General features: G+C 24.5%; 1 protein-coding gene. It reads right to left on the bottom strand.

Translation table 11 applies throughout. From position 1 onward, the window contains the following. Window positions 1–168: 168 nt before the first annotated feature. Window positions 169–245, bottom strand: a 77-nt coding sequence (locus ACK2WN_RS12420; RefSeq protein ID WP_416155578.1) for a hypothetical protein, incomplete at its 5' end; no start/stop codon positions are given.

Raw genomic sequence — 245 nt, 5'->3', positions numbered from 1 at the left:
TTTATTAATTATTTTTTCATCTTTTCGCTTTTTCAATACATTCATATTACTATTGTACACAAGTTTTCCACAGTTTTAAATTATTATAATTTCCTTAAGAATAAAAAAAGAGAGATCATTTTGATCTCTCTTTTATCTATAACATTTAAGTAATTATCTATCAATTAATTATTCTATTATTGATGCAACTACACCAGATGCTACAGTTCTTCCACCTTCTCTTATTGCGAATCTTAATCCTTCTT

It is taken from the genome of Peptacetobacter sp. AB800 (assembly GCF_047807365.1).
Classification (GTDB): domain Bacteria; phylum Bacillota; class Clostridia; order Peptostreptococcales; family Peptostreptococcaceae; genus Peptacetobacter.
This window is presented reverse-complemented; position numbering and strand designations above follow the sequence as displayed.